Raw genomic sequence first — 22,586 nt, 5'->3', positions numbered from 1 at the left:
AGTAATAAACTAAAAAACATGGAGGAAAAATGATGAATAAAGCAAAATTGATAGACCATACATTATTAAAACCTGATTCAACAAAGGAACAAATAGATACTATTATAAATGAAGCAAAAGCATATCAGTTTAAGTCTGTATGTGTGAACCCTACACATGTACAATATGCATCTGAACAACTTAAAGGAACAGACGTTTTAGTGTGTACTGTTATTGGATTTCCACTAGGTGCAACAACTACAGCGGTTAAATCTTATGAAACAAAAGATGCGATTAACAATGGTGCCCAAGAGATTGATATGGTGATAAATATTGGAGCACTTAAGGATGGCCGTTTTGATGAAGTGCAAAATGATATCGAAGCCGTCGTTCAAGCAGCCAATGGTAAAACAGTTAAGGTAATTATTGAGACTGTTTTATTAACTGAGAAAGAGAAGATTAAAGCATGTCAATTATCTGAAGCGGCAGGTGCACATTTTGTTAAAACATCCACAGGTTTTGCTGGTGGGGGTGCAACAGTTGAAGATGTAAAATTAATGAAAGATACTGTTGGTGATCGTTTAGAAGTAAAAGCGTCAGGCGGCGTGAGAAATCTAGAAGATTTTAATAATATGATTGAAGCGGGTGCTACACGTATTGGTGCTAGTGCCGGTGTGCAAATTATTCAAGGACTTGAATCAAATACTGATTACTAATACTAAATTTATGTCTAAAGGAATGATGAATAATGAGAATGATTGACATCATAGAAAAGAAACGAGACGGTAAGTCATTAACAAAAGAAGAAATAGAATTTTTTGTAAACGGATACACTCATGAGGAGGTTCCAGATTACCAAGCTTCAAGTTTAGCTATGGCGATATTCTTTCAAGATATGAATGATGAAGAAAGAGCGGCATTGACAATGTCAATGGTTAACTCAGGAGAGAAGATCGACTTAAGCGATATCAATGGTATTAAGGTAGACAAGCATTCTACAGGGGGCGTCGGTGATACAACGACACTCGTTCTTGCCCCATTAGTAGCGGCAGTAGGTGTTCCAGTTGCAAAGATGAGTGGTCGTGGTCTAGGACATACGGGGGGGACGATAGATAAATTAGAATCAGTTAAGGGATTTAATGTTGAAATCAGTGAAAAAGATTTTATAAAACTTGTAAATGATAACCAAGTAGCAGTAATAGGCCAATCAGGCAATCTCACACCAGCTGATAAAAAATTATATGCATTGAGGGATGTAACAGGGACAGTTAACTCTATTCCTCTCATCGCTTCGTCCATAATGAGTAAGAAAATTGCTGCTGGCGCAGATGCAATTGTTCTAGATGTCAAAACTGGCAGTGGTGCGTTTATGAAGACGCTAGATGATGCCGAAGCACTTGCGCATGCGATGGTAAGAATTGGTAATAATGTAGGTCGTAATACGATGGCTATTATTTCAGATATGAGTCAACCTTTAGGAAATGCAATTGGTAATGCGCTCGAATTAAAAGAAGCTATCGCAACATTAAAAGGAAATGGGCCGAAAGACCTAACAGAGCTTGTGTTAACACTTGGTTCTCAAATGGTTGTCTTAGCTGAACAAGCAACATCTTTAGATGAAGCGCGTCAGATGCTAATCGATGCTATAAAAACAGGCAAAGCTTTAAACAAATTCAAAACATTTCTATCGAATCAAGGAGGAGATGACTCTATTGTGGATTCTCCTGAAAAGTTACCTAGCGCGAAATATCAAGTTGAATTTAAAGCTAAAAAAGATGGTTATATAACTGAAATAATAGCTAATGAGATAGGCGTTGCTTCAATGATGTTAGGCGCTGGTCGTCAAACAAAAGAAGACGTTATTGATTTAGGTGTAGGTATCGTGTTAAATAAAAAAGTAGGAGAACATGTTGAGAAAGGTGAAAATATTTTAACTATTCATACCAACACCAAAGAGATCGATGATATTTTATATAAACTAGACAATAGTATTACTATTGAGAGTAAGGGCGAAGCTCCAACCTTAATTCATAAAATAATAACCGAGTAGGAGATGTAAATGATGACTACACCGTTCAAAAGAATTCATCTAATAGTTATGGACTCAGTAGGTATAGGCGAAGGTCCTGATGCAGCGGCATTCAATGACGAAGGATCACACACTTTAAAGCATACTTTAGAAGGATTTAAGCAAAAGTTACCACATCTAGAACAACTTGGATTAGGAAATATTGCACCGCTTCCTGTTGTTTCAAAAGTTACACATCCAGGTGCATTTTATACCAAACTAAGTGAAGCTTCAGTAGGTAAGGATACAATGACTGGACATTGGGAAATTATGGGGTTAAATATAATGCAACCATTTAAGGTTTATCCAAATGGTTTCCCAGAAGAGCTTGTTAAAGAGATTGAAGATATGACTGGACGAAAGGTTGTAGCAAATAGACCTGCTTCAGGAACTCAGATTATTGACGAGTGGGGCGAACATCAAATGAAAACTGGAGATTTAATAGTTTATACTAGTGCTGATCCAGTCTTACAAATTGCTGCACATGAAGACGTGATTCCACTTGAAGAACTTTACGAGATTTGTGAAAAAGTTCGTGAACTAACAAAAGATCCTAAATATTTAATAGGGAGAATCATTGCTCGACCATATGTTGGTGAACCTGGTAACTTCACTAGAACTTCTAATCGACATGATTACGCGTTAAAACCATTTGGACGAACAGTGATGAATAGCCTTAAAGATAGTGGTTATGATGTAATCGCGATTGGTAAAATTAACGATATTTATGACGGTGAAGGCGTGACAGAAGCTATACGTACTAAAAATAATATGGACGGTATGGATCAATTGATTGAAGTTGTAACAAAAGATTTTGAAGGTATCAGTTTCCTTAATTTAGTTGATTTTGATGCATTGTATGGCCATCGTCGTGATAAAGAAGGGTATGCTCAAGCAATTAAAGATTTTGATCTTCGTTTACCTGAATTAATGAATCATTTAAGAGAAGATGATTTAGTTATTATTACAGCTGATCATGGTAATGATCCAATTGCTAAAGGTACAGATCATACACGTGAATACATTCCACTTTTAATGTTTAGTCCGAAAATTAAAGATTATCATGAACTTTCACAAGACACGACATTTAGCTCTATCGGTGTTACAATAGCAGATAACTTCAACGTAGAATTACCTAAATATGGAAAAAGTTATTTAAAAGAAATGGGGGTTGAGCATCAATGAAAGTTTTAAGATTCTTATTAGGACTAGCATTTGGAACAGCTGGTGTTTTACATTTTACTAGAGAGAGACAATTTAGAAATATTGTTCCAGATTATTTACCTTTACAAAAAACTGCTGTATTGGTAACAGGTGTTATAGAAATCTTTTTTGGTATCATGTTGCTTATTAAAAGACCAGCATCATGGTTGAAAAAGGGTATTAATTTATTCTTGTTAGCAGTGTTCCCAGCAAATATTTATATGGCTCGTAAAGGATTGCCATTAGGTGACAAAGAACTACCTAAATGGGCACTTTATTCGAGATTACCATTGCAATTTGTGCTTATTAAAGCCATTAAAAAATTATAATTTTTACAGAAAATAAGACCTTCTAAAATGCTAACTAGTTAGTATTTTAGAAGGCTTTTTTATAAAAAAGAGAAACATCGAAGGGAAGATTCATTCGACATTTCTCCATAATGATATTAATTAAGCTTTTATGCTTAGTTGTATTGTTAATTATTTACCTTCTCCGTAGATGTCATTCCATTGCTCTCTTTTATCTAAAAATGCTTGAGCAATTGTTTTAGCACCTTCTAAAGAATGACTTGCAGCCCAACCACATTGAACCTCATTACAAGCTGGGACTTCGCTAGCATTTAACACATCATGCAATGTTTGATCGATAATATTTAATACGTCATCGTAGTCGTCATGATTAATAAATGAAACATAGAATCCAGTTTGACAACCCATAGGACTTAAATCTACTACTTTATCAGTATGATTTCTAATGTTTTCTGCCATTAAATGCTCTAAGGAATGTAGACCAGGCATATCCATATGTTCCTTATTGGGCTGTTTGAAACGAATGTCATATTTGTGTATGACATCACCATTAAGACCTTCCATAGTCCCGGCTAGACGAATAAAAGGTGCAACAACCTTAGTATGGTCTAAATTAAAGCTTTCTACATTCATTTTAGTCATGCATTTATCCTCCTTATTGCTCTACAGCAATTTTTTGTTTAATTCAATAAATAGATTGTAACAATACTCTAATACATTTACAATTTTTCTAAACTAATAGACTGTTGTCTTTTAAATTGTAAGAAAATTGTGTAAAAATTAATGACAACCAGTATTAAATCCGATAAAATAAGTAATAATTAAAAAAGAATGATTGATACGCAAAGTTTCAAAGGGAGTTAGATACAATGCATAATAAACAAAAGATATTAGATTTTATAGAAAATAATAAATATGATTATGTAGAAATAAGTCATCGTATTCATGAACGCCCTGAATTAGGCAATGAAGAAATTTTTGCATCGAGAACATTAATTGACCAATTAAGAGCAAATCGATTCGAAATCGAAACGGATATTGCAGGACATGCAACAGGATTTATAGCAACGTATGATTCTGATATGACTGGACCGGTTATAGGATTTCTAGCTGAATATGATGCTTTACCTGGTCTTGGTCACGCATGCGGGCATAATATTATTGGTACTGCTAGCGTACTTGCTGCAGTAGCACTAAAAGAAGTCGTCGATGAAATTGGTGGTAAAGTAGTCGTTTTGGGATGTCCTGCTGAAGAAGGTGGGGAAAATGGCTCCGCAAAAGCTTCTTATGTTAAAGCAGGTGTCATTGATGAAATTGATGTAGCATTGATGATTCATCCTGGAAATGAAACCTATCGTACAATTAATACTTTAGCTGTGGATGTTCTAGATATTAAATTCTATGGACGTAGTGCGCATGCATCTGAAAATGCAGATGAAGCATTAAACGCTTTAGATGCAATGATTTCATATTTTAATGGTATAGCACAGTTAAGGCAACACATTAAAAAAGGACAACGAGTTCACGGGGTTATTTTAGACGGTGGTAAAGCGGCTAATATTATACCTGATTTTACACATGCGAGATTTTATACTCGAGCTACTTCACGGAAAGAACTTGATGTTTTAACTGAAAAAGTAAACCAAATTGCAAGAGGTGCTGCGATTCAAACTGGGTGTGATTTTGAATTTGGTCCTATCCAGAATGGTGTAAACGAATTTATCAAAGCGCCTAAACTTGATGATTTATTTGAAAAATATGCAACTGAATTAGGAGAAGAAGTGATTGATGATGATTTTGGTTATGGATCTACAGATACAGGTAATGTAAGTCATGTTGTACCAACTATACATCCACATATTAAAATTGGTTCTCGAAATCTTGTAGGACATACCCACCGCTTTAGAGAAGCGGCTGCAAGTTTACAAGGTGATCAGGCACTCATTCGAGGTGCAAAAATTTTAGCATTAATGGGACTAGAATTAATCGAAAATAAACCGTTGTTAGACGAAATAATTGAAGAGCATACGCATATAAAGGGGCATGTTAAGTAATGAATAATAAAGTAAATGGTCCGTTTCTCACACTTAGTGATTTGTATAATGATGACATTGTTTACACATCTCGACCTTCATATGTGTCGAACCCATGGTTGAAACCAGATGAACACCAATCAAATTTCTTAACTGGAAGAGAATTACTTATAGCTAATCGTTTTCCTGTCATTGTTCATGAGGCAAGTGTTACAAACAAATTAGAACAACTTTTTAATATAGTGGGTAGGGAAATTCCACCACATACTTATAAATTTAAAGATCAAGAAACATATGAAAGCTTGATAAGGAATTTAGCTCTTCATCAAGGTAAAAAAATCTACTTTCAATATATTCATAATGAAGATATTTTACCTAAAGAATATTATGCACTTGATAAAGATGTTTTTGTTGCTCTTAATAATAAAGCACGAATTCCAGAATGGACTAATAACAAATATCTACCACAAAGAGAAATTGTCTCAATTAAAGATTTTGAATCTCGTATTCAAGCATGGTCGTATCCATTTGTCATAAAACCAGGCGATGATTTACCTACAGCAGGAGGATATGGTGTTATGATTTGTTATAATGATACAGATTTAGATAAAGCTATCACACGCATCAACAATGCATCAGCAGAGACTGAACATTTAATCATTGAGCAAAAAATTAATGCAGTGAATAACTATTGTGTACAATTTGCTTATTCAGATGATATTGGTATCAAATACTTAGGAACAGCGCAACAGTTAACTAATGACTATGGATTTTACAACGGAAATGAAAATGTTAATGATGTGCCTCAGAATGTAATAGACGCTGGTAGAGAGATTATGGAAATAGGCGTAAGCAAAGGTTTTTTTGGTGTAGCAGGTTTTGACTTACTAGTAGATGATAATAATGACGTTTATGCGATTGATTTAAACTTTAGGCAAAACGGATCAACGAGTATGCTACTTTTAGCAAAAGATTTAACTCATGGATATCATAAATTTTACAGTTACTTTTCTAATGGAGATAATACAAAATTCTATAATGCTATTTTAAAATACGTAGAATTAGGTGTACTTTATCCACTTTCCTATTACGATGGAGATTGGTATGGAAAGAATCAAGTTAATTCTAGATTTGGCTGCATTTGGCATGGGGAAAATAAAGAATTAATTAATCAATATGAACAACAATTTATATTGGAAGCTGGATTATAAGTGTATGATTCTTTAAGAATATTAAGTAGTGTTTGATAAAAAAGTTAGAATAATCAATCATGTCCCAGTTTACAAATAAGATTTGAATTTTAACATTATTGACTATCAATCGTTAGTATTTTAAGATTTAAAGTAAGAAACACTATGAATAACTTATGAATTGAGGGTTAAGTATGTCATACAAATATGAAGCATTTTTTAAAGATATTTTGATTAATGAATATATTTATTTTGCTTCAAAAAATAAAAAATTAATTAGAATACAACATGAGAATTTGCCATATATTGCTATGTGGACAGACGAAAATGTTGCTGAGTCTTATTTGTTACATCATTCAATTGATTACGACAAAATCATTAGAGCAGATATTGACCGTTTTGTAACATATGAAATGGATGAAATCTTTGATCCAGGTGACAAAGTTTTAGTTAATGTGAATAATGGTGAAGAAGGAAACATTGTAGATATAGTTAAAATGACTGATGAGTTGATGTCTGAATTAGATGATATAAGAATGAGAGAGTTTATTAAAGATGTCGCAAAATATGACGAAGTATACGGATTGACAAACAAAGGTGAAAAGAATTTTATTATGATTTCAGATGATGACCATAACAAACCACACATCATGCCTGTTTGGAGTATTAAGAGTAGAGCGCGTAAAGTACGTGATCAAGATTTTGAAGAATGTGATTTAATCGAAATTGAAGGTGAAGTCTTTAGTGAATGGTTAGACAAGTTACGCGATGATAATAAAGCAGTGGCGATTGATTTGAAATCAGGTGTTGTTGGTACTGTTGTATCAGCGCAAAAACTGTCAAATGAAGCAACATTTTAATTGATTATATTAGAAAAAGTCTGCGACATGTTTATAGTATTTACACCCCATAAGTTAGATTTTAATTTAACTTTTGGGGTGCTTTTTTTATAAACGAACATTATAAATTTGATATTAAAAAGATGTTTGAAGCTAAAAACTGAGAAAATTCAACGTATAAAGTAAGTTAGATGGTAAGGGAAGTAACAATCCATACCAATTTGCTTCCAGTCATTTTCCTATTAGAGGTAAAGTGCTCCTAAAGCGCCTGAAAAAGCACCATTCTCAATATAGTACGGTTTAAATCCTCTTAGAACAGTGTAATTTTCAACAACTTCACGTAGTAATTGATTGTTATTAAATGATGAACCGATATATACAACGTGATTAGTCTTATATTCACGTGCTAAAGTAATAGCCATAGTTGTTATAACTTCACCAACGACGCCAATTGCAGAGGCAAGTTTGTTAGCTGATGTAAACTGATTATCTAAGTGATGTAATACATTTCCAAAATTTGCTGCTGTTAAATCTCCAGGAATTGGTGGTTCAGTATCTTTATAAATATGTTTTACTTTTAAATCAATGGCATCACGATCTCCATTTTGAGCTAAATTCGTTAATTCTTTATAATCTGTTATATTGGACAATAAATAGCCTAAACCTTGTATCATCCCGCCTCCGGTACCTACACCTCCAACACGTTGCTGGTCTTTTCCATCAAAATAGTGGAAAGAAGTACCTGTACCTACATTAGCAAAAATGTAATGTTCAATTTGATGACCTTGTTCATCCAATAAAATTTCTAAACCTTTTGATGATGCATCGAACTCTACAAATATTTCAGGGGAATGATGAATTTGATCTGCTATTACTCCAGCATTTCCACCTGTAAGCTTTAATGTTTCGATTTCTTCATTGTTAAGCCAATCTATGACTTTTTGGATATTAGTTGTTAATTCAGTTCTGTAATATCTACGATTGTCATGCTCTTGTACAATTTTAATTAAAGTCCCTCCGGCATCAATTCCAATCTTCATATGTCTATCACTCCATAACAATTATTGTCACTCATTATAGTATAGTAAAATAACTGAAAAACAAGTGAATATTTATAGAAAGCTCTTATTAAGGTACACTTATGTTAATAATACAGTTAATAATAAACATAGGGTAGTCATTATAGTGATGACATAGATATTGATAAAATGAGGTTGTAATGAGTTGAATTAGGGTAAAATGATGTTGAGCAAGGGAAAATGTTATACATAACTAGTCGGATAGTCATAATTATGCAATTCATATATAATATAAGTGGTAATTAATAGATAGGGGTAAAGCAATGTTTATAAAAAAGGATTTTGATGATATTACAGTTCAAGTATTTGAAGAAAAATATAGAGATGCACTTAACCAATTTGAATTAAGTGAACGACAACAAATATATTCTTCATTGCCTCAAACTGTTTTAGATGATGCATTAAAAGATGAAAATCGAATTGCTAATGTAGCTTTAAATAAAGAAGGAAAAGTAGTGGGGTTCTTCGTTTTGCATCGTTATTATCAACATGAAGGTTATGATACACCAAACAATGTTGTTTATGTACGTTCATTGTCAGTTAATGAAAAGTTTCAAGGCCATGGATATGGGACAAAAATGATGATGTTTTTACCAGAGTATGTTCAAGCATTATTTCCTGATTTTACACATTTATACTTAGTAGTAGACGCTGAAAACCAAAGTGCTTGGAACGTTTATGAACGTGCAGGTTTTATGCATACAGCTACAAAAGAAGAAGGACCTATTGGGAAAGAAAGACTTTATTATTTAGATTTAGATTCAAAACATGTATCTTCTTTAAGGCTAAAAGAGGGGGAAGTCACATATAATGATGATATTCACGTGATTAATTTGCTTAAAGATGATGTGAAGGTAGGCTTTATTGCACTAGAACAAAATGATAATAAAATGAATATTTCTGCAATCGAAGTTAATAAGAAAAATAGGAATGAGGGAATTGCAGAAAGTGCTTTACGCCAATTACCAACGTATATACGTAAACAGTTTGAAGACATTGAAGTTTTATCAATTACTTTATATGGCGAACGTAATGAATTAAAACCATTGTGCTTGAATAGTAATTTTGTAGCAATAGAGGAAACTGAGGATTATACACGTTTTGAAAAATATATTAATTATTAACAGTGATTGCTAAATCACAACTTGTCATTTATAATTTATTTTTGTTACTATTAATAAATGATTATTTGACGTTAATTTAAAGAAAATCCTTTGAAAGGAAGTATTTTTATATGAAAATTCAAGATTACACAAAAGAAATGGTTGATGAGAAATCATTCATCGATATGGCCTATACTTTATTAAATGATAAACAAACAACGATGAATTTATATGATATTATTGATGAATTTAAATCTTTAGGCGGATATGAGTATGAAGATATTGAAAATCGAATCGTACAATTCTATACCGATTTAAACACTGATGGTCGTTTTTTAAATGTAGGAGAAAATCTTTGGGGTCTACGTGATTGGTACTCTGTAGATGATATTGAGGAAAAAATCGCACCAACAATTCAAAAATTCGATATTCTAGATGACGAAGATGAAGAAGATCAAAACCTTAAATTATTAGGTGATGACGACGCTGATGAAGATGACGATATTCCTGCTCAAACAGATGATCAAGAAACATTAGACGAGTCAGATAATGATGAAGATGATGTTGAAATGAATGATGCAGATATCGTTATTGATGAAGACGAAGACGAAGATATTGCTGAAGGTGAAGAAGAAGCCTTTGAAGACGCCGAAGACTTTAATGATTAATCAAGTAACTATATTTTAATTTAAAAATATGTCTCGCTTTATAACAGAAACATTAAAGTGGGACTTTTATTTTTATTTAAAAGGTGGTAGTATTTTATTTGGGCTCCTTTAATTAGGACACGTGTATTAAATAGATACGCTCCCCTTACAATTGCTGTGAGAGGGAGCGATTTTTTTATTTTTAATATTCATAATGAAATGTAAAAGTGAATCAAATTGTTGAGTAATATACCAAATTTATTTCATTATTATTGTTAAATACATAGGTTACTCACAGTTTTTAATAGATTTTATCAATCATTAAATAGTTTACTAAATTTTACAGGAGGTCAGACAATGACAAAGTTTATTTTTGTAACAGGCGGGGTTGTGTCATCATTAGGAAAAGGAATAACAGCCGCTTCTCTAGGAAGATTACTTAAAGATAGAGGACTTAAAGTTACAATACAAAAATTCGATCCATATTTAAATGTAGACCCAGGCACAATGAGTCCGTATCAACATGGTGAAGTGTTCGTTACAGACGATGGTGCTGAGACTGATTTAGACTTAGGACATTATGAACGTTTTATAGATATTAATTTAAATAAATATTCAAATGTTACTGCCGGAAAAGTATATTCACATGTGTTGAAAAAAGAACGCCGTGGTGATTACTTGGGTGGTACTGTACAAGTTATTCCCCATATTACAAACGAAATTAAAGAAAGATTGCTATTAGCTGGTGAGAGTACTAATGCGGATGTTGTAATTACTGAAATTGGTGGAACAACAGGTGATATAGAGTCTTTACCTTTCTTGGAAGCCATTCGTCAAATTAGAAGCGACTTAGGTCGTGAAAATGTAATGTATGTACATTGTACTTTGCTACCATATATTAAAGCTGCTGGGGAAATGAAAACAAAACCTACACAGCACAGTGTTAAAGAATTACGAGGTCTAGGTATTCAACCTGATTTAATAGTAGTACGTACAGAATACGAAATGACACAAGATTTGAAAGACAAAATCGCCCTATTTTGTGATATCAAAAAGGAAAGTGTTATAGAATGTAGAGATGCAGATTCTCTTTATGAAATTCCGTTACAACTTAGTAAGCAAAATATGGACGACATTGTTATTCAACGTTTACAATTAAATGCCAAGTATGAAACGCAACTGGATGAGTGGAAACATCTATTAAATACCGTTAATAATTTAGATGGTAAAATTACAATCGGTTTAGTTGGTAAATATGTAAGCTTACAAGATGCTTATCTATCAGTTGTTGAATCACTTAAGCATGCTGGTTATCCATTTAAAAAAGACGTTGTGGTAAAATGGATTGATTCAAGTGAGGTCAATGATGATAATGTTGAGGCTTATTTATCCGACGTTGATGGTATTTTAGTTCCTGGTGGATTTGGATTCAGAGCAAGTGAAGGTAAAATTGCAGCTATTCGTTATGCCCGTGAGAATAACATACCATTCTTTGGCATTTGTCTAGGAATGCAATTGGCAACTGTTGAATTTGCGCGTCATGTTTTAGGCTATGAAGGTGCGCATTCAGCAGAATTAGATCCAAGTACACCATATCCAATTATAGATTTATTACCAGAACAAAAGGATATTGAAGATTTAGGTGGAACCTTAAGACTTGGTCTTTATCCTTGCCACATTAAAGAAGGTACATTGGCAGAAAAAATTTATAATAAAAACGATATTGAAGAACGTCATCGTCATAGATATGAATTCAATAACGAGTTTAGGGAACAATTAGAAAGTAACGGTATGGTATTTTCAGGTACAAGTCCAGATGGTCGTTTAGTAGAAATTATTGAAATACCTAAAAATGATTTCTTTATTGCATGTCAATTCCATCCTGAATTCTTATCAAGACCTAATCGTCCACAGCCTATATTTAAATCATTTGTAGAAGCGGCGTTGAATTACCAACAAAAATAATTGTTTTGATACGCAAACAATATAAAAATAAATAAAAATGGTCATTTCCTTAAAAGCAAGAAGGAAATGACCATTTTTAATTGCCTGTTAAAACTTTAACAGTGTACTTTATTTATCATTATAGATTAGATGTTTTGGTTATAATTATTATACGTTGTTGCTTCATCAGTTAATCACACGGATGAAATTATTTTATAGAAAATAATTGAACGACTTCACACATATTCTATAAATCTAGGTCTCTAGTCATTTCAATCATTTGAGTATAAATATCATAATAAATATAATTTAAGGCCATCGGATGTGGTTGAATGATTTTATCATAATCTTCTGTGTAAACAATGGGCCTAGGTGTTGATAAATTAACATAATGAATTAAATGATTAGGAAAATCATCTCGTTTAGGGTTATTACAAATAAGCACTAAATCGACATCTAAATCAATAAGTTGAAGTACATCACTTTCAACTTCCGAAGTGTAGTATGGTGAAAATAACAGTACCCTATCTGTTGTATCTATATCGTTAAAATTTTGTAAATCTTCAAGTGGTAAGCTAGACGCTAATTTTTCATGGCTTTGTAATATGAATGACTCATAGAATTTTAAATCATCGTAGCCTTTGATATAGACATGTCCTTCTCCACCAATTGCTTGAATGAGACATTGAGCTGCCATTTGAATATCCAACTCTTGTTTTTCAAGCCGATTAAAAATACCAGTTAATTGTGTGTTTAAGATTTTTGACATTGTAAACCTCCAATCTCTTTACTGAAATATTGTAAATAATCCTAGATAGATATGCAATATGTGAACATTTTTTGAAATGTATTCGCTTCCAAAAACGTAAAAACAACTAATTATAAAAAATATCAATATTAAATAAAATATTCGAATGCAATCAGTATATATTTTTGATATAATGACGTTGAAAAAAACGTGCACTGTTGCACTCAAGGAGGAACTTTCATGCCTTTAGTTTCAATGAAAGAAATGTTAATCGATGCGAAAGAAAACGGTTATGCGGTTGGTCAATACAATCTTAACAACCTCGAATTTACACAAGCTATTTTAGAAGCGTCCCAAGAAGAGAATGCGCCAGTTATTCTAGGTGTTTCTGAAGGGGCAGCTCGTTATATGAGTGGTTTTTATACAGTTGTGAAAATGGTAGAAGGTTTAATGCATGACTTAAACATCACAATCCCAGTAGCAATTCATTTAGACCACGGTTCAAGCTTTGAAAAATGTAAAGAAGCAATTGATGCTGGATTCACATCTGTAATGATTGATGCATCTCATAGTCCTTTTGAAGAAAATGTTGAAATCACTTCTAAAGTAGTTGAGTATGCTCATGATAGAGGCGTTTCTGTAGAAGCTGAATTAGGTACAGTTGGTGGACAAGAAGACGACGTAGTTGCTGATGGCGTTATCTATGCAGACCCTAAAGAATGTCAAGAATTAGTAGAAAAAACTGGAATTGATACTTTAGCTCCAGCATTAGGTTCTGTACATGGACCATATAAAGGTGAACCTAAATTAGGATTTAAAGAGATGGAAGAAATTGGTGCTTCAACTGGATTACCTTTAGTATTACACGGTGGTACAGGTATTCCAACTAAAGATATTCAAAAAGCTATTCCTTATGGTACTGCTAAAATTAACGTGAATACTGAAAATCAAATTGCGTCTGCTAAAGCAGTTCGTGAAGTATTAAACAACGACAAAGATGTGTATGATCCACGTAAATATTTAGGACCAGCACGTGAAGCAATTAAAGAGACAGTTAAAGGTAAAATTAGAGAATTCGGTACTTCTAATCGCGCTAAATAATTTAAATATCTTTGCTATTGGTCATTGAACATAAGTTCAGTGGCCTCTTTTTATGCTATAATAATGACAGAAATTTACATTTTATGGTTACAATATTCAATTTCGGGAAGGTTTTATATAATAAAATAGCTTACAAACGAATAATTAACAAAATAAATGATTAATTGAAAAGATAAGTGGTATTAGTTCATTGACGTATTCTTAGTCGTAATTAGCAATCTTTATAAAAAAACAAAATGATGCTATAAATAAATTGTATTTATTTATTGTAAAAATAAGTATTTTACAAATAAAGTAAAATTATCTTATAATGCTAATAATGTGATATTTTAAAAAGAAGGAAACAAAGGAGAAAAGTGATATGGCTCAAGAGGTAATAAAAATTAGAGGTGGACAAGCACTAAAAGGAGAAGTAGAAATTAGTGGAGCAAAAAATAGTGCAGTTGCTATTATCCCCGCAACTTTATTAGCTCAAGGACAAGTAAAGTTGGAAGGCCTTCCTCAAATCTCTGATGTCGAAACTCTAGTAAGTTTGTTAGAAGATTTAAATATTGAAGCAAGATTAAATGGTAAACAATTAGAAGTGGATACTACACAAATAGAGAATGCACCTCTACCTAATAATAAAGTTGAGTCTTTACGTGCTTCTTATTATATGATGGGCGCAATGCTTGGTCGTTTTAAAAAATGTGTAATTGGATTGCCAGGTGGATGTCCACTCGGGCCAAGACCTATTGATCAACATATTAAGGGATTCAAAGCATTAGGAGCAGAAATTGACGAATCTAGCAATACATCCATGAAATTAGTAGCAAAAGAACTTAGAGGCGCTCATATATTTTTAGATATGGTAAGTGTTGGAGCGACGATTAATATTATGCTTGCGGCAGTCCATGCCAAAGGTCAAACTGTTATTGATAATGCAGCCAAAGAACCTGAAGTCGTAGATGTTGCAAACTTTTTAATGAGTATGGGTGCTGATATTAGAGGAGCAGGTACAACATCAATAAAAATCAATGGTGTTGAGGAACTAAAAGGTTCAGAGTATCAAATTATTCCGGACAGAATTGAAGCTGGTTCTTATATGTGTATGGCCGCAGCAATGGGTGAGGAGGTCATTTTACATAATATTGTTCCTAAACATGTTGAAGCTTTAACTGTTAAGTTGCAAGAGTTAGGTGTAGATATTGAAATTGAAGATGAAAAAATAATCATTCGTAAACAAACACCGTATAAAAATGTAGATATAAAAACGCTTGTTTATCCAGGTTTTGCAACTGATTTACAACAACCTATTACACCATTATTATTCATGACAGAAGGACCTTCGTTTGTGACTGATACTATTTATCCAGCGCGTTTTAAACATGTAGAAGAATTACAGCGTATGGGTGCTAATATTAAATCGGATGAGGGAACAGCTGTGATTAAACCTTCGACACTTAATGGAGCTGAAGTATATGCAAGTGATTTACGCGCAGGCGCTTGCTTAATTACTGCAGGTTTAATAGCTGAAGGTGTGACGACAATATTTAATGTAAAACATATTTATAGAGGATATACTAACATCGTTGAACATCTTAAAGCACTTGGTGCTGATATTTGGACGGAAACGGTATAATTCTTAACACAATTTTTAAATTAACAACATTTATATTTGAGTGATATGAAATAGTGAGTGTATCAGAATTCATGTTAAATACGTTGTTTCTTTACAACAAACCCTAAACTTGTAATGTCTGAAAAATAATCTTATGAATCAATCGAATTTAGGATGTTGGAATAGAGTACAAAAAGACCGATTTAAGCGCAATTTTAATTTAGTGATTGACTTACCTATAAGTTAAGAGAGTCTGGGACATTAATGTCTCAGGCTCTTTTTGGTTCAAAATCAAATTTGAAAAATATAATTTGATATCTCAAATTATATTAAGTGCATTTTAGAAAATAGCATTTATTTAAATCGACCTGTGAGCAAGTTATGTTTATTACCTGTAAAAATAGGATAGTATATGTATATATCTTTTCTAAGGAGTGAATATAATAAGATGAGAAATTTCACTAAACAATATATAAACGGTGAATGGGTTGATAGTGCAAGCGGTGAAACTATTGATGTTATTAACCCTGCAACTGAAGAAGTAATGGGTAAAATTGCTAAAGGTAACGAAGAAGATGTTAATAAAGCTGTAGATGCTGCAGATAAAGTATATTTAGAATTTAGACATAGTTCTGTTGAAGAAAGAAGAGAACTTTTAGATAAAATCGTAAAAGAATATCAAAATAGAAAAAATGATTTAATTGAAGCAATTACTGATGAACTAGGAGCGCCTTTATCAGTTTCCGAGAACGTTCATTATCAAATGGGATTGAATCATTTTACAGCTGCAAGAGATGCTTTAGATAGCTTCCAATTTGAAGAACAACGTGGCGATGATTTGGTTGTTAAAGAAGCAATTGGAGTTGCTGGACTTGTTACACCTTGGAATTTCCCTACAAACCAAACTTCACTTAAATTAGCTGCTGCGTTTGCTGCTGGTAGCCCTGTTGTTTTAAAACCATCTGAAGAAACACCATTTGCTGCAATTATTTTAGCAGAAATTTTTGATAAAGTAGGCGTACCTAAAGGTGTGTTTAACTTAGTCAATGGTGATGGATCTGGAGTAGGAAATCCTTTAAGTGAACATCCAAAAGTAAGAATGATGTCATTTACAGGTTCTGGTCCTACAGGTTCAAAAATTATGGAAAAAGCTGCAAAAGACTTCAAAAAAGTGTCTCTTGAATTGGGTGGGAAATCACCTTATATCGTATTAGATGACGTTGATGTTGAAGAAGCTGCTAATGCAACAACGAAAAAAGTAGTTAACAATACAGGTCAAGTTTGTACTGCAGGAACACGTGTACTTATTCCTGAAAGTATTAAAGAAGACTACTTAACAGCAGTTAAAGAAGCATTTAGTAAAGTTAAAGTAGGTCAACCAAGAGAAGAAGGAACTCAAGTAGGTCCTATTATTAGTAAAAAACAATTTGATCAAGTTCAGGATTACATTGATAAAGGTATCAATGAAGGAGCAGAGTTATTCTACGGTGGTCCAGGTAAACCAGAAGGATTAGATAAAGGATATTTTGCGCGTCCAACTATATTTATTAATGTAGATAATCACATGACGATTGCACAAGAAGAAATTTTCGGACCTGTCATGTCTGTAATCACTTATAATAATCTTGACGAAGCTATTGAAATTGCTAATGATACTAAATATGGTCTTGCTGGCTATGTTATTGGTAAAGATAAAGATACATTGAGACATGTTGCTCGTTCAATCGAAGCTGGTACAATTGAAATTAATGAAGCTGGTAGAAAACCAGACTTACCATTCGGTGGTTATAAAGAATCTGGCTTAGGTCGTGAATGGGGCGATTATGGTATCGAAGAATTCTTAGAAGTAAAATCAATAGCTGGATATTTTAAATAATTAGTAAATTAAATTAAATGTTGCAATTAAACAAAGCACGGAACTAATTTTGTTCTGTGTTTTGTTTTTTATGTTAAAATTCCTAAAATCATTTTGTAATTAAAATGAAAATTTGCTATAGTTAGTCTAGTAATTAGAAGGTTGAGAAATATACAAACGTATAAATATAGCTATAATGTGACTTTTTATTATTGTCAGTCACATAAATATCGAGATAAGAATCTATTATTTGGTTAAGCTAACTATACGTTTATTATTTTTGAACTTCGTAAAATAAATAATTAATGAAATGGGTGCAAGTCTATGCCTGGTAGAGAACGAACATCTCCGCAGTATGAATCTTTCCACGAATTATATAAAAACAATACTACTAAAGAGCTCACTCAAAAAGCCAAATCTTTAAAATTAACTAATTACAGTAAATTAAATAAAAAAGAATTGGTACTTGCCATTATGGAAGCACAAATGGAAAAAGATGGTAATTACTATATGGAAGGAATATTAGATGATATTCAACAAGATGGATATGGTTTCTTAAGAACCGTTAACTATTCTAAAGGTGAGAAGGATATTTATATTTCTGCAAGCCAAATTCGACGTTTTGAAATAAAACGTGGTGATAAAGTAACGGGTAAAGTTCGTAAACCAAAAGATAATGAAAAATATTATGGTCTACTTCAAGTTGATTTTGTAAACGACCATAATGCAGAAGAAGTCAAAAAACGTCCTCACTTCCAAGCTTTAACACCTCTTTATCCGGAAGAAAGAATCCTATTAGAAACGCAATCTACAAATTATTCCACTCGTATTATGGATTTAGTCACACCAATAGGTCTTGGTCAACGTGGTCTTATAGTTGCACCACCTAAAGCTGGTAAGACAAGTTTATTAAAAGAAATCGCTAACGCAATAGCGAGTAATAAACCGGAAGCGAATTTATTTATATTACTAGTAGGTGAGCGTCCAGAAGAAGTGACGGATATTGAAAGATCGGTTGAATCTGCAGAAGTCGTTCATTCGACTTTCGATGAACCACCAGAACACCATGTTAAAGTTGCTGAATTATTATTAGAGCGTGCAAAACGATTAGTTGAAATTGGAGAAGATGTAATTATACTTATGGACTCCATAACACGTTTGGCACGAGCATATAATCTAGTCATACCACCTAGTGGACGTACATTGTCAGGTGGGCTTGATCCCGCTTCATTACACAAACCTAAAGCGTTTTTCGGTGCAGCACGTAACATTGAAGCTGGGGGAAGTTTGACAATTTTAGCTACTGCTTTAGTTGAGACAGGATCTCGTATGGATGATATGATCTATGAAGAGTTCAAGGGTACAGGTAATATGGAATTACATCTTGATCGTAAGTTATCAGAACGTAGAATATTCCCAGCGATAGACATAGGTCGTAGTTCAACACGAAAAGAAGAGCTATTAATCACTAAAGCGGAATTAGATTCATTATGGCAATTACGAAATTTATTTACTGATTCAACAGACTTTACAGAACGTTTTATTAGAAAACTTAAGCGTTCGAAAAATAATGAAGAATTCTTTAAGCAATTGCAAAAAGCAGCTGAAGAGAGTACTAAAACTGGAAGACGAATTATTTAAACTCGTAGATTAAGGGTTGCGTTTTCCAAATATTACTATTATAATTACACAGTATTGGGTAAAAAACTCACAAATAACTCTGTTCCAGATGGTTCAGGGCAAAGGAGCTGAAAAAAATGAAACAAGGAATTCATCCTGAATACCACAAAGTTATCTTTTTAGATACAACAACAAACTTTAAATTCTTAAGTGGTTCTACAAAAACATCTTCAGAAACTATGGAATGGGAAGATGGAAATGAATACCCAGTTATTCGTTTAGATGTATCATCAGATTCTCATCCATTCTATACTGGACGTCAAAAATTCGCAGCAGCGGATGGTCGTGTGGAACGTTTCAACAAAAAGTTTGGACTCAAATCAAACAACAACTAATTTTGGATTTCAACTGTCTACTTTCCCGTTTGGGTATTGTAGACAGTTTTTTATTATAGAGTTTTGTTGAATCATCAACTCTATATCAAAGCTCTTTATATCTATAAAATCTACGATTAGTATAATTATATATAGAGGTGTGTAAAACTTTTTATAAATCATTCGTTCAATTTTTAAATTTCATAATGCACCTGTAAATTATGATTCTTACTTTGAAAATACATTTATCTACATAAAAAATATGATATAATTAAGCGATTATGTTTTGAAAAAGGTGGAACTATCAATGTATGAAACGTACCATTCAGGTTGGATTGAAACCATAACAGGAAGTATGTTTAGTGGGAAATCTGAAGAACTTATACGTCGCTTAAGACGTGGAATATACGCTAAACAAAAGGTGGTTGTTTTCAAACCAGCAATTGATGATCGTTACCATAAAGAAAAGGTCGTCTCACATAATGGTAATGAGATAGAAGCGATTAATATATCTACAGCTCAAGAAATTTTAAATCATAAGCTAGAAGAAGTAAACGTCATCGGAATTGACGAAGTGCAATTTTTTGAAGACGATATTGTCAACATAGTTGAAAAATTAGCTGAAAACGGGCATCGTGTTATTGTAGCAGGTTTAGATATGGATTTTAGAGGAGAACCGTTTAAACCTATGCCCAAGTTGCTCGCAGTTAGTGAACATATTACAAAGTTGCAAGCAGTATGTTCTGTATGTGGTTCACCTTCGAGTCGTACACAACGGTTAATAAATGGTGAACCGGCGAAAGTAGATGATCCCATCATATTGGTTGGTGCAAATGAAAGTTACGAGCCACGTTGTAGAGCACATCATATAGTTGCACCTAGTGAAAATGAGAAGGAGGAAATGTAGTGTTTGATCAATTAGATATAGTAGAAGAACGATATGAACAATTAAATGAATTACTGAGTGATCCTGATGTCGTGAATGACGCTGATAAATTAAGAAAATATTCAAAAGAACAAGCTGACTTACAAAAGACTGTTGATGTGTACAGAAGTTATAAAACCAAAAAAGAAGAATTACAAGATATTGAAGATATGCTAAATGAAACATCTGATAAAGAAGAAGTTGAAATGCTAAAAGAAGAAAGTAGTGCTTTAAAAACAGAATTACCTGATATGGAAGAAGAATTAAAAATCTTACTTATACCTAAAGATCCTAATGATGATAAAGATGTTATAGTTGAAATCCGTGCAGCTGCAGGGGGAGATGAAGCTGCAATATTTGCTGGGGACTTAATGAGAATGTATTCAAAATACGCCGAGGCAAACGGATTTAAAACAGAAATAGTTGAAGCTTCAGAAAGTGATCATGGTGGATATAAAGAAGTGAGTTTCTCAGTATCTGGTACAGGTGCTTACAGTAAATTAAAATTTGAAAATGGTGCACATAGGGTCCAACGTGTGCCTGAAACAGAATCAGGGGGGCGAATTCACACTTCTACCGCAACTGTTGCTGTATTACCTGAAGCTGAAGATGTCGAAATTGAGATACGTAATGAAGATTTAAAAATTGATACTTATCGCTCTAGTGGTGCTGGTGGTCAGCACGTTAACACGACTGACTCTGCAGTGCGTATTACACACTTGCCGACTGGTGTTATAGCAACTTCTTCTGAAAAGTCTCAAATTCAAAACCGAGAAAAAGCTATGAAAGTTTTAAAAGCACGATTGTATGATATGAAATTGCAAGAAGAACAACAAAAATATGCTTCTCAAAGAAAATCAGCTGTTGGTACAGGTGATCGTTCTGAAAGAATAAGAACTTATAATTATCCTCAAAGTCGTGTGACAGATCATCGAATTGGTTTAACGCTTCAAAAGTTAAATCAAATCATGGAAGGAAATTTAGACGAGATTGTGGAGGCACTCACACTTTCAGAACAAACTGAGAAACTGAAAGAATTAAACAATGGTGAATTATAAAGAGAAGTTTGCAGAAGCCAAGACAATTGCCGTAAATGAGGGGTTTGAATCAACTCGTGCCGAATGGTTGTTTTTAGATGTTTTTGGTTGGTCGAAAACAGATTATTTAATTCATAAAGATGAGCAAATGTCTTTGACATCAATTAACAAATTGGATAAAGCGTTGGATAGAATGATCACAGGAGAACCTATTCAATACATTGTTGGATTTCAGTCTTTTTATGGTTATCAATATAAAGTGAATCAACACTGTCTTATACCAAGGCCTGAAACCGAGGAAGTTATGTTGCATTTTTTAGAATTGTGTAAAAAGACTGATACCATAGCAGATATTGGAACTGGAAGTGGTGCTATAGCAATTACGCTTAAGTTACTGCAACCTGAATTAAATGTTATTGCAACAGATTTGTATGAAGATGCTTTAAATGTAGCTAAGCAAAATGCTAGTCATTATCACCAAAATATTCAGTTTTTGCGTGGAAATGCTTTAAAACCGCTAATTGAAAATGATATAAAATTGGATGGGCTGATATCTAATCCACCATACATAGGCCATAGTGAAATAATAGATATGGAGTCAACAGTACTAAATTATGAGCCACATCATGCTCTATTTGCTGAGAAAAACGGATTTGCTATTTATGAGTCAATATTAGAAGATTTACCATTTGTAATGAAACAAGGTGGACATGTTGTTTTTGAAATAGGTTATAGTCAAGGAGATATCTTAAAAAGAATGATTCAAGATTTATATCCTGAAAAAGAAGTAGAGATTTTCAAAGATATCAATGGAAATCAGCGTATTATATCTATTATTTGGTAGTTAAACAATTTATAAGATATTTTTTATAGTTGTTTTGTATAAGAAAAACGTGACTTTCGATCAGCAACATAGCACGGGTGGAATTTTAA

At 33.0% G+C, this 22,586-nt stretch carries 21 protein-coding genes; 18 read left to right on the top strand and 3 right to left on the bottom strand.

The features are described from left to right. The first annotated feature begins 32 nt into the window (after positions 1-32). The 4 genes from deoC to AC1Q7N_RS08830 are packed head-to-tail and all read left to right on the top strand — an operon-like array spanning position 33 to position 3,579. A complete protein-coding gene (deoC, locus tag AC1Q7N_RS08845; protein ID WP_002458726.1) occupies positions 33-695 on the top strand; it encodes a deoxyribose-phosphate aldolase in 663 nt (220 codons plus the stop codon). A 32-nt stretch (positions 696-727) separates the two neighbouring features. Beyond that, the gene (locus tag AC1Q7N_RS08840) at positions 728-2,029 is read left to right on the top strand and encodes a pyrimidine-nucleoside phosphorylase (protein ID WP_002487880.1); all 1,302 of its coding nucleotides are present in this window, start codon (positions 728-730) and stop codon (positions 2,027-2,029) included. A gap of 12 nt (positions 2,030-2,041) precedes the next feature. Further along, positions 2,042-3,232, top strand: a complete 1,191-nt coding sequence (gene deoB, locus AC1Q7N_RS08835) for a phosphopentomutase (protein WP_032605192.1) — start codon at positions 2,042-2,044, stop codon at positions 3,230-3,232. After that, complete coding sequence (locus AC1Q7N_RS08830) at positions 3,229-3,579, top strand: DoxX family protein (protein WP_001829969.1); 351 nt, start codon at positions 3,229-3,231, stop codon at positions 3,577-3,579. Before deoB ends, AC1Q7N_RS08830 begins: the two co-directional genes overlap by 4 nt. A 150-nt stretch (positions 3,580-3,729) precedes the next feature. On the opposite strand, the gene AC1Q7N_RS08825 is transcribed toward AC1Q7N_RS08830, so the two are convergent. Beyond that, entirely contained in the window at positions 3,730-4,200 is a 471-nt protein-coding gene (locus AC1Q7N_RS08825) for an S-ribosylhomocysteine lyase (protein ID WP_001829929.1), read from the bottom strand. Positions 4,201-4,427: 227 nt separating this feature from the next. Between AC1Q7N_RS08825 and AC1Q7N_RS08820 the strand changes: the two genes are divergently transcribed. The 3 genes from AC1Q7N_RS08820 to AC1Q7N_RS08810 all read left to right on the top strand — a co-directional run bounded on the left by AC1Q7N_RS08820 (position 4,428) and on the right by AC1Q7N_RS08810 (position 7,641). Next, positions 4,428-5,612, top strand: coding sequence for a M20 family metallopeptidase (locus tag AC1Q7N_RS08820; RefSeq protein WP_002440552.1), 1,185 nt, complete (start codon positions 4,428-4,430; stop codon positions 5,610-5,612). Then, positions 5,612-6,802 (top strand): L-aspartate--L-methionine ligase LdmS, encoded by a 1,191-nt coding sequence (ldmS, locus tag AC1Q7N_RS08815; protein WP_002440553.1) that lies wholly within the window; start codon positions 5,612-5,614, stop codon positions 6,800-6,802. Before AC1Q7N_RS08820 ends, ldmS begins: the two co-directional genes overlap by 1 nt. Before the next feature lie 173 nt (positions 6,803-6,975). Further along, complete coding sequence (locus AC1Q7N_RS08810) at positions 6,976-7,641, top strand: DUF2750 domain-containing protein (RefSeq protein WP_001829955.1); 666 nt, start codon at positions 6,976-6,978, stop codon at positions 7,639-7,641. A 221-nt stretch (positions 7,642-7,862) separates the two neighbouring features. Here the strand turns inward: AC1Q7N_RS08810 and coaW are convergent, their stop codons facing one another. After that, complete coding sequence (coaW, locus tag AC1Q7N_RS08805) at positions 7,863-8,660, bottom strand: type II pantothenate kinase (RefSeq protein ID WP_002440556.1); 798 nt, start codon at positions 8,658-8,660, stop codon at positions 7,863-7,865. Positions 8,661-8,962: 302 nt separating this feature from the next. On the opposite strand from coaW, the gene AC1Q7N_RS08800 reads away from it, so the two are divergent. The 3 genes from AC1Q7N_RS08800 to pyrG all read left to right on the top strand — a co-directional run bounded on the left by AC1Q7N_RS08800 (position 8,963) and on the right by pyrG (position 12,414). Beyond that, a complete protein-coding gene (locus AC1Q7N_RS08800) occupies positions 8,963-9,823 on the top strand; it encodes a GNAT family N-acetyltransferase (protein ID WP_001829899.1) in 861 nt (286 codons plus the stop codon). Between the two features lie 110 nt (positions 9,824-9,933). After that, entirely contained in the window at positions 9,934-10,470 is a 537-nt protein-coding gene (gene rpoE / locus AC1Q7N_RS08795; protein ID WP_001829934.1) for a DNA-directed RNA polymerase subunit delta, read from the top strand. Between the two features lie 336 nt (positions 10,471-10,806). Next, the gene (gene pyrG / locus AC1Q7N_RS08790) at positions 10,807-12,414 is read left to right on the top strand and encodes a CTP synthase (RefSeq protein WP_001829895.1); all 1,608 of its coding nucleotides are present in this window, start codon (positions 10,807-10,809) and stop codon (positions 12,412-12,414) included. 226 nt (positions 12,415-12,640) lie between these two features. On the opposite strand, the gene AC1Q7N_RS08785 is transcribed toward pyrG, so the two are convergent. Continuing rightward, positions 12,641-13,162 (bottom strand): DUF2529 domain-containing protein, encoded by a 522-nt coding sequence (locus tag AC1Q7N_RS08785; protein ID WP_001829945.1) that lies wholly within the window; start codon positions 13,160-13,162, stop codon positions 12,641-12,643. Positions 13,163-13,381: 219 nt separating this feature from the next. On the opposite strand from AC1Q7N_RS08785, the gene fdaB reads away from it, so the two are divergent. From fdaB to prmC, 8 genes are all read left to right on the top strand, one after another. Next, complete coding sequence (gene fdaB, locus AC1Q7N_RS08780) at positions 13,382-14,242, top strand: class IIb fructose-bisphosphate aldolase FdaB (protein ID WP_001829938.1); 861 nt, start codon at positions 13,382-13,384, stop codon at positions 14,240-14,242. Positions 14,243-14,603: 361 nt separating this feature from the next. Continuing rightward, entirely contained in the window at positions 14,604-15,863 is a 1,260-nt protein-coding gene (murA, locus tag AC1Q7N_RS08775) for a UDP-N-acetylglucosamine 1-carboxyvinyltransferase (protein WP_001829922.1), read from the top strand. Between the two features lie 427 nt (positions 15,864-16,290). Continuing rightward, positions 16,291-17,718, top strand: a complete 1,428-nt coding sequence (locus tag AC1Q7N_RS08770) for an aldehyde dehydrogenase family protein (RefSeq protein ID WP_001832742.1) — start codon at positions 16,291-16,293, stop codon at positions 17,716-17,718. A gap of 303 nt (positions 17,719-18,021) precedes the next feature. Continuing rightward, the gene (gene rho / locus AC1Q7N_RS08765; protein ID WP_145376502.1) at positions 18,022-19,338 is read left to right on the top strand and encodes a transcription termination factor Rho; all 1,317 of its coding nucleotides are present in this window, start codon (positions 18,022-18,024) and stop codon (positions 19,336-19,338) included. 116 nt (positions 19,339-19,454) lie between these two features. Further along, positions 19,455-19,712 carry a type B 50S ribosomal protein L31 gene (locus AC1Q7N_RS08760; protein WP_001829959.1) on the top strand — a complete coding sequence of 86 codons (258 nt, stop codon included), beginning with the start codon at positions 19,455-19,457 and terminating at the stop codon, positions 19,710-19,712. Between the two features lie 286 nt (positions 19,713-19,998). After that, positions 19,999-20,598, top strand: coding sequence for a thymidine kinase (locus AC1Q7N_RS08755; protein WP_001829979.1), 600 nt, complete (start codon positions 19,999-20,001; stop codon positions 20,596-20,598). After that, positions 20,598-21,674, top strand: a complete 1,077-nt coding sequence (prfA, locus tag AC1Q7N_RS08750) for a peptide chain release factor 1 (RefSeq protein WP_001829940.1) — start codon at positions 20,598-20,600, stop codon at positions 21,672-21,674. The genes AC1Q7N_RS08755 and prfA overlap by 1 nt, the downstream gene beginning before the upstream one ends. After that, positions 21,661-22,497, top strand: coding sequence for a peptide chain release factor N(5)-glutamine methyltransferase (gene prmC, locus AC1Q7N_RS08745; protein ID WP_002440566.1), 837 nt, complete (start codon positions 21,661-21,663; stop codon positions 22,495-22,497). The genes prfA and prmC overlap by 14 nt, the downstream gene beginning before the upstream one ends. The last annotated feature ends 89 nt before the right edge of the window (positions 22,498-22,586 follow it).

The organism is Staphylococcus sp. GW823-FHT05F06 (genome assembly GCF_058795495.1).
The sequence above is the reverse complement of the archived record's forward strand: the minus strand, read 5'-3'. Positions and strand labels throughout refer to the sequence as shown.

Bases quoted from the DNA above. Each gene is read 5' to 3' on its own strand.
- AC1Q7N_RS08785 (WP_001829945.1), bottom strand. From the start codon at position 13,162: ATGTCAAAAATCTTAAACACACAATTAACTGGTATTTTTAATCGGCTT.
- rpoE (WP_001829934.1), top strand. From the start codon at position 9,934: ATGAAAATTCAAGATTACACAAAAGAAATGGTTGATGAGAAATCATTC.
- AC1Q7N_RS08760 (WP_001829959.1), top strand. From the start codon at position 19,455: ATGAAACAAGGAATTCATCCTGAATACCACAAAGTTATCTTTTTAGAT.
- deoB (WP_032605192.1), top strand. From the start codon at position 2,042: ATGACTACACCGTTCAAAAGAATTCATCTAATAGTTATGGACTCAGTA.
- murA (WP_001829922.1), top strand. From the start codon at position 14,604: ATGGCTCAAGAGGTAATAAAAATTAGAGGTGGACAAGCACTAAAAGGA.
- AC1Q7N_RS08755 (WP_001829979.1), top strand. From the start codon at position 19,999: ATGTATGAAACGTACCATTCAGGTTGGATTGAAACCATAACAGGAAGT.
- AC1Q7N_RS08810 (WP_001829955.1), top strand. From the start codon at position 6,976: ATGTCATACAAATATGAAGCATTTTTTAAAGATATTTTGATTAATGAA.
- AC1Q7N_RS08770 (WP_001832742.1), top strand. From the start codon at position 16,291: ATGAGAAATTTCACTAAACAATATATAAACGGTGAATGGGTTGATAGT.
- ldmS (WP_002440553.1), top strand. From the start codon at position 5,612: ATGAATAATAAAGTAAATGGTCCGTTTCTCACACTTAGTGATTTGTAT.
- prmC (WP_002440566.1), top strand. From the start codon at position 21,661: ATGGTGAATTATAAAGAGAAGTTTGCAGAAGCCAAGACAATTGCCGTA.
- AC1Q7N_RS08840 (WP_002487880.1), top strand. From the start codon at position 728: ATGAGAATGATTGACATCATAGAAAAGAAACGAGACGGTAAGTCATTA.
- pyrG (WP_001829895.1), top strand. From the start codon at position 10,807: ATGACAAAGTTTATTTTTGTAACAGGCGGGGTTGTGTCATCATTAGGA.
- AC1Q7N_RS08825 (WP_001829929.1), bottom strand. From the start codon at position 4,200: ATGACTAAAATGAATGTAGAAAGCTTTAATTTAGACCATACTAAGGTT.
- coaW (WP_002440556.1), bottom strand. From the start codon at position 8,660: ATGAAGATTGGAATTGATGCCGGAGGGACTTTAATTAAAATTGTACAA.
- fdaB (WP_001829938.1), top strand. From the start codon at position 13,382: ATGCCTTTAGTTTCAATGAAAGAAATGTTAATCGATGCGAAAGAAAAC.
- AC1Q7N_RS08830 (WP_001829969.1), top strand. From the start codon at position 3,229: ATGAAAGTTTTAAGATTCTTATTAGGACTAGCATTTGGAACAGCTGGT.
- deoC (WP_002458726.1), top strand. From the start codon at position 33: ATGAATAAAGCAAAATTGATAGACCATACATTATTAAAACCTGATTCA.
- AC1Q7N_RS08800 (WP_001829899.1), top strand. From the start codon at position 8,963: ATGTTTATAAAAAAGGATTTTGATGATATTACAGTTCAAGTATTTGAA.
- rho (WP_145376502.1), top strand. From the start codon at position 18,022: ATGCCTGGTAGAGAACGAACATCTCCGCAGTATGAATCTTTCCACGAA.
- AC1Q7N_RS08820 (WP_002440552.1), top strand. From the start codon at position 4,428: ATGCATAATAAACAAAAGATATTAGATTTTATAGAAAATAATAAATAT.